This window comes from Cupriavidus basilensis (genome assembly GCF_000876015.1).
Lineage (GTDB): Bacteria > Pseudomonadota > Gammaproteobacteria > Burkholderiales > Burkholderiaceae > Cupriavidus > Cupriavidus basilensis_B.
In genome coordinates, this window is record NZ_BBQM01000045.1 from 1 (window position 1) to 7,112 (window position 7,112).

Annotated in this window: 15 protein-coding genes and 1 pseudogene; all 16 read right to left on the bottom strand. The window is 63.4% G+C overall.

Annotation, left to right across the window (positions count from 1 at the left end; translation table 11 throughout):
- Positions 1–182: hypothetical protein (locus KF708C_RS36850; RefSeq protein WP_231586666.1), on the bottom strand; the 182-nt coding region annotated here is incomplete at its 3' end.
- A gap of 1 nt (position 183) precedes the next feature.
- A complete protein-coding gene (locus KF708C_RS33845; RefSeq protein ID WP_059416218.1) occupies positions 184–465 on the bottom strand; it encodes a hypothetical protein in 282 nt (93 codons plus the stop codon).
- Positions 466–501: 36 nt separating this feature from the next.
- Positions 502–1,116, bottom strand: a complete 615-nt coding sequence (locus KF708C_RS33850; protein ID WP_059416220.1) for a 3'-5' exonuclease — start codon at positions 1,114–1,116, stop codon at positions 502–504.
- A 35-nt stretch (positions 1,117–1,151) separates the two neighbouring features.
- On the bottom strand, positions 1,152–1,709 hold the full coding sequence (locus tag KF708C_RS33855; RefSeq protein WP_156174068.1) for a hypothetical protein: 558 nt from the start codon (positions 1,707–1,709) through the stop codon (positions 1,152–1,154).
- A gap of 13 nt (positions 1,710–1,722) precedes the next feature.
- Positions 1,723–2,355, bottom strand: a complete 633-nt coding sequence (locus KF708C_RS33860; RefSeq protein ID WP_063923110.1) for a lambda exonuclease family protein — start codon at positions 2,353–2,355, stop codon at positions 1,723–1,725.
- Positions 2,352–3,074: a DUF551 domain-containing protein gene (locus tag KF708C_RS36855; RefSeq protein WP_231586667.1), complete on the bottom strand. Its 723-nt coding sequence runs from the start codon at positions 3,072–3,074 to the stop codon at positions 2,352–2,354. The genes KF708C_RS33860 and KF708C_RS36855 overlap by 4 nt, the downstream gene beginning before the upstream one ends.
- Entirely contained in the window at positions 3,071–3,733 is a 663-nt protein-coding gene (locus KF708C_RS33870; RefSeq protein ID WP_059416230.1) for an ERF family protein, read from the bottom strand. Before KF708C_RS33870 ends, KF708C_RS36855 begins: the two co-directional genes overlap by 4 nt.
- Positions 3,730–4,980: a hypothetical protein gene (locus tag KF708C_RS33875; protein ID WP_156174069.1), complete on the bottom strand. Its 1,251-nt coding sequence runs from the start codon at positions 4,978–4,980 to the stop codon at positions 3,730–3,732. The genes KF708C_RS33870 and KF708C_RS33875 overlap by 4 nt, the downstream gene beginning before the upstream one ends.
- A gap of 118 nt (positions 4,981–5,098) precedes the next feature.
- Entirely contained in the window at positions 5,099–5,245 is a 147-nt protein-coding gene (locus KF708C_RS36290; protein ID WP_156174070.1) for a hypothetical protein, read from the bottom strand.
- The gene (locus KF708C_RS33880) at positions 5,242–5,421 is read right to left on the bottom strand and encodes a hypothetical protein (RefSeq protein ID WP_059416233.1); all 180 of its coding nucleotides are present in this window, start codon (positions 5,419–5,421) and stop codon (positions 5,242–5,244) included. The genes KF708C_RS36290 and KF708C_RS33880 overlap by 4 nt, the downstream gene beginning before the upstream one ends.
- Positions 5,418–5,711: a hypothetical protein gene (locus tag KF708C_RS36295; RefSeq protein WP_156174071.1), complete on the bottom strand. Its 294-nt coding sequence runs from the start codon at positions 5,709–5,711 to the stop codon at positions 5,418–5,420. Before KF708C_RS36295 ends, KF708C_RS33880 begins: the two co-directional genes overlap by 4 nt.
- Entirely contained in the window at positions 5,708–5,983 is a 276-nt protein-coding gene (locus KF708C_RS33885) for a hypothetical protein (RefSeq protein WP_059416235.1), read from the bottom strand. Before KF708C_RS33885 ends, KF708C_RS36295 begins: the two co-directional genes overlap by 4 nt.
- Positions 5,980–6,219, bottom strand: coding sequence for a hypothetical protein (locus KF708C_RS33890; protein WP_082080246.1), 240 nt, complete (start codon positions 6,217–6,219; stop codon positions 5,980–5,982). Before KF708C_RS33890 ends, KF708C_RS33885 begins: the two co-directional genes overlap by 4 nt.
- Positions 6,212–6,457, bottom strand: a complete 246-nt coding sequence (locus KF708C_RS34225) for a hypothetical protein (RefSeq protein WP_063923111.1) — start codon at positions 6,455–6,457, stop codon at positions 6,212–6,214. The genes KF708C_RS33890 and KF708C_RS34225 overlap by 8 nt, the downstream gene beginning before the upstream one ends.
- Positions 6,458–6,467: 10 nt before the next feature.
- Complete coding sequence (locus tag KF708C_RS33895; RefSeq protein WP_059416241.1) at positions 6,468–6,884, bottom strand: hypothetical protein; 417 nt, start codon at positions 6,882–6,884, stop codon at positions 6,468–6,470.
- Positions 6,885–6,887: 3 nt separating this feature from the next.
- Positions 6,888–7,112, bottom strand: a pseudogene (locus tag KF708C_RS36580) (DUF7666 domain-containing protein); the annotation flags it as partial.

A 7,112-nucleotide genomic window follows, 5' to 3' on the forward strand; every position in this document is an offset into this window, starting at 1 on the left:
ACGTCGCGCGCCGCCGCCAGAGCTCCTCCCGGCGACAGCAGCCGCTCCGAATATCCGCGGCATTCCCCGAAGCACTGCCATGCTAGTGCTTGTGCGAGATCGCGCAGGACGGTGCGCTCGTCTGGGCCATTCGTCTCCGCCGGCGAGAGTGCGTGGGCGGCTTGCTTCTGTTCTTCGCTCATCTCAGGCTCCCCGCTGCTTGTCGACCAGCGCCCAGCCCGCGTTCTTGCCACTGCCGAGGAAGTGGATCTTTCCAGCCTTGCGCAGGGCTTGGAGGCGACGCTCGAGGATGCGCTCCGCCCAAACGTACTTCCACTCGGGGAGGCCAGAATTCTTGTTTTCTTCGTCGACAATCCTCCTGCACTCGTCCCTCACTCTTCCGCTGAAGAGATCGTTGAAGATCATTGACCGGCAGCTGAGATTGCCCACGATCAGGGCGTCAAGCTTCTCGTATTTGGTTTTCATTGGTGATCCTAGATAGTCCTTGCCGCGAGCTAAACGCTATGCCGCTGCGTGGTAGCGCTTGATGCCGTAGTACACCTCCCGGCAAGCCGCCAGATCGACGGCGGCGTTGTGGGCGCCGATCAGATCGGTTCCGGTGAAGTGCTTGTAGGCTTCACCGAGATTCGGCGACTTCGCGTGATAGCGCCCTGCGGCAGCCATCTTCTCGGTTGGCGGGAGGTTGACGATCTTCGTGCTGTTCTTCTGCGTGCAGAAGGCCGGCCCAGCTTTCCACTCGTCGGCGAACGCATCGTCGTGCTCGACGGAGCGCATCAGTTCGATGCGGATCATGCGCATGTCGAAGGGCTCGTTGTGGGCGACGCGGAGGGTGGCTTTCTTCCACATCTCGAGGAACAGGCCCAGCGCTTGGCCGATGGGGACGCCGAAGCGCTCGGCCTTCTCATTCGTGATCCCGGTCAGCGCTTCCAGTTCCTCGGGGATCGTCCAGCCCTCGGGCTTGATGATGAGGTCCATGAAGGCGAGGGTGGTGCCGGTGTCCTCGTCGTGCAGTTCGGCGGCGAGTTGGGTGATGCGCGGCTGGCTCGGGTCTTCGCTGGGCAGGCCCCATTGGGGGATGCCAGTTGTCTCTGAATCGTAAATCAGGATCGGGGTCATGGTGTGGTCCTAGATCGTGTAGTCGGATGGGCGGGTCAGAGCCAGGCTGCAGCAGGATCGCGGCGGATCAACTGGCCGCGCTTCTCGGCATAGCGAAGGCGAGCGCGCTGGTTCTGCCGCGCGCAATACTCGGGGTCTTTCTGCTTGCGCCGCGAGTAGGCGCGGTTGACTTCCTTGCGGCTCTTGCGCTTCGGCTTAGGCGCGTCCGGGCCGGCGCCGAGCATCCAGCGGTTGACGGCCGGGGCGTGGTCACTGGTCTGGTAGCCGCCGACCCGCACCTCGGTACCGTGACGCATCTTCATGTGCTTTTGCACCGCATGCGGCGTCACGCCGAGGATCGTGGCCAATTCCTTGGACGTCATCTTCTTGCCGCCGGCGAGCGCACGCTTGATGCCCTCCCATACCGGAGAGAACAAGGGTCGAGCGCAATGCCGCGGACCAAGGCCCATGTCGTAACCATGCTTGAGCACCGCGGCCGCGGAGCGCTCGGGGAAGTGGGCGGCAATGACCTTGGTGGGCTGGCCGTTGGACCAGAGTTCGCGCAACCGCGCCTCTTCATCGGGTGTCCAAGGGACGAACGGCGTTCCTTTCATGATCGATCTCCGCTCAGGCCGCCAGCTTGCGCAGGGTGGCAACGTTGGACTGCACCAGCTTTTCGAACTCCCACAGGTCAGCAACCATCGCCTCGATGTAGTCGTCGTCACGCTCGATGCGCCAGCGGAAGAATTCCTTCACGGACTTGAGGGCTGGGCAGTAGATGCAGAAGTCCCACCACTTACGGCCGGAGAGCCAGAGATTCCCTTGCACCTGGTCCGTGTACTTCTCCAGGTCGTGATCGATCAGCGTCGTGCGCAGCTCGTCAGGGGAGATGAGGCACTTGTACTCGGCTCCGCCGTCCTCACCGATCCAGCCGTCCGCGCTTGCCCCGAAGGCTCGGTCATCGGACAGGACCATGCCGACCGGCTGCACGTAGACGCCGATGTCGGCTTGGTGGGCGATGCGCGCATCCGGTTCGAGTTCGTGGCCGCGACGCATCTGCCATGTCTCGTGGCCCTCGTTGAGCGGGGCACCGCTGATGCGTTCGATAGCGGTTCCGAAGGCGAGTTTGAGGGCGGTATCTGACCATCCATCACCACCACGCTTACGGGTGCGAGCGATGCGAAAGTTGCTGGCGGTGTTCACTCCCGCGCGGGCTTGCAGCCATTGCTCGCTGCCTTGCTGACAGGTAACGACAATCACGATTGCACCTCGCGCTTGTCCTCGCTGGGCTGCTCTGCGGCCGGGATGGCGCGAATCCCCTCTGCGACCTCGTAAAGTTCCGCGCTGTATTCCTCATGGGGCACGGAGCGAAACTCGAACGCGCCCGTATCTGGATCAGCTGCGCCAAACTCCGAATCGTGGTCCTCTCGGCGCTTGTCCACCCACTTCGCAGCAGCCTCGATGCCGGCCGCGAACGTCAGCGCCTTGGCGCTCGGTTGCGGGGCGGCAGGCGATTCCGGCGCGGCAGGGGCGGCGGGGAGCGGCATCCAGTGAGTAGGTTCGATTCGCCAGCAGTTGGAGACTTCCTCGGCTTCCACCGCGGTCTCGAACCAACCCGGCTCCACATCGTCCGGTTCTTCCCAGTATTCCGCGATGTAGTCCTCGCTCATCCACTGCCCGCGCACCGTGCGCCATTTACCATGCGAGTTGAGGTAGCCGAGCAGTAGCGTGCGTCCATCCTTCGGGGCCGTCTCGATGCTCAGCCATCTATCCGGCACAGCCGGCGCCGCCTGTTGCGCGCTCGGCGCAATGGTGGCGAGATATTCGATTACCTCTCGCATGGAAGAACGCGCAAACGCGGTGTTCCGCTTGTCTTCGCTGTGTCCCTTTAGGCGTTCAATCAATCCGTCCGGCACCGCCTCTTGCGTAATGGTGTGAGGGCAGTTCAGTGCGCAGGTGCAAATCTCGCTTCTCGTCATGCTGCCTCCTGCGAAGCCGCGCGCAGTTCCTGCATGCGCTGATTGAAGTAGTCGGCGTACTTGGCCTTTTCCTCCTTGCTCAAGGCGCTCATGATCTTGCTGAGTTCACCGATGGTCTTGGCATCGCGCATGTCGGGGTGCACATCGGCGGCCACGGGTGAAAGACCGGCGCCGACATCCGGGTCGCTGCTTTCATCCAGATCCGCGTCTCCCGCCACATTCAGCAACGCCGTCACGATGTAACGCCGCAGGATCGTGATCGATGCGCCGAAGGTTTTGATGTCCGCATCGCCGCGCGCAATGCTCAGGGAGGACTCCACGCGCGCCGCAGACTTGTGGGCAATGATCGTGCGGATGTGCGTTCCGCCTGTCGGCCTATCGGTGACGATCTGTATGAGCGCCAGCGCATGCTTCGAAAGGGCGGGGGTCGTCTTGTCCCGAATCTCCTGCATATCGGAGTAGTCGAAGCTATACGGAGCCTTGCCCGGGTCTTTCGGACGGACGTGTCCAGTGCGGTTCTTCGCGATGGGAGGAAATTCTCCCTGTGCGGTGGCCAGCGCCTCGAACAGTTGCCCGAGGCTTTCCGGCGCCGGCCCGGGGATGAGGTTCACATCCATTTGCTGCACGGCCTGCGCGGAGAATTGCTCGTGGTTGCTCATGCTGTGCTCCCGGTGGCTGCATTGATCGTGGCGTCGATGCGGTCAGCCAGATCGCCGGCCGGGATGTGAGGGCGGGCTTCGACCAGCAGGGCCAGCAACGTGCCGGCCTGCTCCCGCACGCGCCGGGCGGCTTTCTCTGCGGCTTCTTGCTCGCGGCGGCGAGCAGCGGCTTCCTCGCGCTGGCGCTGTTCCTCGGCGGCGCGGGCTTCCGCTTGTCGGCGCGCTTCGGCCGCCTTCTCGTCGGCAATGCGCTTCGCTTCGGCCTGCTCGGCGGCCCGGGCAGCAGCCTCGGCGGCTTCCTTGGCCTCGCGTTCCCGCTTCTCCCGGTCCGCACGCAGTTGTTGCAGTTCTTCCGCATCGCGCGCGGTATCGAGCATCGCATTCAGGTTGCCCAGCGCTGCCTCGATGGCGGCACCGGCATCGGCCTGAAACTCGCCGAAATCGTCTGCCGCCTCGCGGGCCAGCGAATCGATGCGTTGCTGGATTTGCTTCACGCCCAGCCCGATGCACGTCGATACCGCCGTCTCGATGGCGTGGATGCGGTCCTTGATGCCGGCAATACGCTGCCGCTCGGCTTCGGCCGCCTCCGCTTGGGCTTGCTGCGCGGCAGCCTCCGCCTGTTGTTGGGTACGCATCGCCGCCAGTTCTTCGCGTGCCTTGGCGTTTTCCAGATGGGCGCGGAGCGTGGTCAGGGCGCTTTCGGCCGCTTCCTTGGCCTGGTCGGCATATTCTTGCCAGTCGCGCCGAACGAGATACTTCGGCGATTCCAGGTCGCAGATCGCGGCGGTGACATCAGCCACGCTCGCGCTGAGATAGCCCTTCGGCAGGTTGATGATCGCGCTCAGGAACGCTTGGTGGGCCGAGATGCGCGCGCTCTCGATGCGTGCCTTCTCGATACGTTCCTCGTCCTTGCGCTTCTGCTCGGCATCGACCAGATCCTTGACGGGTTGCTCGATGGCCTTCACCGACGCCACGATCTCGTCGCGTTTCTCGCGGGCCCGCTTCTGGAGCGCCATCAGCGGGCGATTCCAGTTCGTGTACGCTTCCTCGGTTGCGGTGCGCGTGCCGACGCAACGCTGCACGAACTCGCGCGCCGCCTTGTTGCCCTCGGTCGTCTTTACGTCGAAGGCTTCGGCGCCTTCTTCGCGCAGCTTGGCGAGGCCGGCCTCGATGGGGTCATACAAGGCGAGGGCGGTCGCCGACTCTGCCGGAGCTGCGTCCAGCACTTCCATTTCAGGTGATTCCATGATTGTCCTCAGCGGATCGGGATCAGTTCAAGGCTGCCGTCTGCGCGGCAGCGACCAGAGTGTTTGAGGCCAGCGGCGCGCAGGAAGCGCACCCATGCGACCATCGGGGTGTCGTCCTTCATGTCGACCACCCAGGAAGAATCGAGATCGTTTCGTTGTCCGCCACGCAGGCGTACAGCAGCACGATGGCGAGGGCCAGGAGAGTGCCGAAGATCCACGGATGACGGCGCTCGAAGCGGCAGAGGAAGTCGTCGCGGCGGTTCACGAGCGCTGCTCCTTTGCTTTGGCCAGGACCGCCTTCGCATCGCGATACAGGGAGGTAGTGGGAGCGCTCTCGCTGGCCATCTCATCGACCATGACGTAGCGCTCGACGATGGCCACGAGTTCACCGATGAGGTTGTCGTGATCGGCCTGGCGGGCGGCTGCTTGAGTGGCGGTCATGCTGCGGCTCCGGTAACTTTGGCGAGGGCGGCGTCCATTGCGTCCACATGGTCCTGCCAGCATTGGCGGCGAATAGGATCCTCGTCATAGCGCCACTTGTCCCCGTTCAGCCACTGACGAGCGGCGTGTAGGGCGTCAAATAACTCCGGCGCAGCGGCGATCAGACGGGCGTGATCATGCGTATCTGGCATGTTCGGGGGAATCTCCGCGATCAACCATCCGCCGCTTCCATCCGCCTCACGAACAGTGCGCACGAGGTTGCTGCACACCTCCCACCGTTGCGTGCTCATGCTGCGGCTCCCAAGAAACGCCCCTCGTCGCGACGACGATCCGCAGCATCGGAGGCCTCGCGCGCCCGGTCTTCGAGATACGCATCCAGCGCGAGGTCGGCGACTTCATCGAGATCATGGAAGTCGGTCACATCCACGCCGGAATCGGTGACGGTGGCCACCTCGAAGCAATCACCCTGGCCGGGTTCTTCGTGGGAGGTTTCGTAGCCGCGCAGGTAGTTGCCAGTCACCTGCAGGCTCACGCCGTCGAGTTCGATGGTTAGGGTGATCATGCTGACTCCTCGATGGGGTGACCCAGGCAGCCCGACCTCGGGTCGAAGTTGTCGCACTTGCCAAAGGGCAGGAATTCATTGCCCTTGGCCAACTCATCGAGCAGGCGACTCTTCGCCTCGTCAGGCGTCATCAAGCGGCCGTCATCGTGACGAAACATGCCGCGATAACGGTGCTTTGGCGCGTTCTTGAGAAAGCCCTTCACGTCGAGTGAAAGGTGGACTTGGGTCCTAGCCATGGCCCATCTCCCGGGCGGCGAGCATTGCATCGGCCACCGTGTACGCAAGTTCTGCGAGCTGGGTTGGCAGATTGCCGTCGAGTTTCACGTTCGGATCGGCGAGCATTCCACCCATGGCCTTCGCTGCGAAGTAGTCGCGCAGGGTCATGCCCGGATATGCCTCACATGCATGTCCATTGCGATCAAACGTCACTGGCAACGGAAATGCTTGGCCGCCATCGTTGATAGGTTTCGTCATGGCGCGTCCCTCAGCCCAGACCGTAGTAACGAACCTCGACCACCAGATCGCCCGTGGCTGCATCCTTGCGAGGCGTGCTGATAGAGGGGCTACGGTAGGCGTCGATGGAGGCCTTGAGGACCTGCGCACGCTGACGAAGGGCCTGCTCATCCTTGCTGCGCAAGGTGTACATGCCACCAGGGCCCGACGGGCGGTGCCGGCTCGATACAACCGCTGGCGCGGCCGCCGCCTGATCCCGTTCCTGGCTGGCATTGGCCTTCGCCACCAGTTGATCTCGCAGATCGGTGTAATGCGCCTCACGGTGAAGCCGGCGCGTCTCTTCACCCTCCACCCCCCGCAAGTCCATCTGGTCGATGGCCACAAACGCAATCAGGGCTTTGGTGCGGTCATCCGGGGAAATCCGGCTGACGATTTCGGCGGGCGTCATAGTTCACTCCGCTTCAATGAGGTTGCCGCCAGCATCCAGCGAGTACCAGGTATCCGGCTTGACGCCATCCCGGCCGGCGATGGCCGCGCGAATATGCAGGATCTGGCCATAGTCTTCGCCATCGGCTTCTTGGTCGCGATAGCAGAGAACGATGGCACTCCCGGCACTGGCCTTGGCACGTCCCTTGATGCCGATAGCGGTTGCCACGGAATGCTTGCCCTCGGCGCT

What these genes read in the sequence shown, in the direction of transcription:
- KF708C_RS33890 (WP_082080246.1), bottom strand. Translation starts at nt 6,219, where the DNA reads ATGGCTAGGACCCAAGTCCACCTTTCACTCGACGTGAAGGGCTTTCTC.
- KF708C_RS34225 (WP_063923111.1), bottom strand. Translation starts at nt 6,457, where the DNA reads ATGACGAAACCTATCAACGATGGCGGCCAAGCATTTCCGTTGCCAGTG.
- KF708C_RS33845 (WP_059416218.1), bottom strand. Translation starts at nt 465, where the DNA reads ATGAAAACCAAATACGAGAAGCTTGACGCCCTGATCGTGGGCAATCTC.
- KF708C_RS33855 (WP_156174068.1), bottom strand. Translation starts at nt 1,709, where the DNA reads ATGAAAGGAACGCCGTTCGTCCCTTGGACACCCGATGAAGAGGCGCGG.
- KF708C_RS33870 (WP_059416230.1), bottom strand. Translation starts at nt 3,733, where the DNA reads ATGAGCAACCACGAGCAATTCTCCGCGCAGGCCGTGCAGCAAATGGAT.
- KF708C_RS36855 (WP_231586667.1), bottom strand. Translation starts at nt 3,074, where the DNA reads ATGACGAGAAGCGAGATTTGCACCTGCGCACTGAACTGCCCTCACACC.
- KF708C_RS33850 (WP_059416220.1), bottom strand. Translation starts at nt 1,116, where the DNA reads ATGACCCCGATCCTGATTTACGATTCAGAGACAACTGGCATCCCCCAA.
- KF708C_RS33880 (WP_059416233.1), bottom strand. Translation starts at nt 5,421, where the DNA reads ATGACCGCCACTCAAGCAGCCGCCCGCCAGGCCGATCACGACAACCTC.
- KF708C_RS33875 (WP_156174069.1), bottom strand. Translation starts at nt 4,980, where the DNA reads ATGGAATCACCTGAAATGGAAGTGCTGGACGCAGCTCCGGCAGAGTCG.
- KF708C_RS33895 (WP_059416241.1), bottom strand. Translation starts at nt 6,884, where the DNA reads ATGACGCCCGCCGAAATCGTCAGCCGGATTTCCCCGGATGACCGCACC.
- KF708C_RS33885 (WP_059416235.1), bottom strand. Translation starts at nt 5,983, where the DNA reads ATGATCACCCTAACCATCGAACTCGACGGCGTGAGCCTGCAGGTGACT.
- KF708C_RS36295 (WP_156174071.1), bottom strand. Translation starts at nt 5,711, where the DNA reads ATGAGCACGCAACGGTGGGAGGTGTGCAGCAACCTCGTGCGCACTGTT.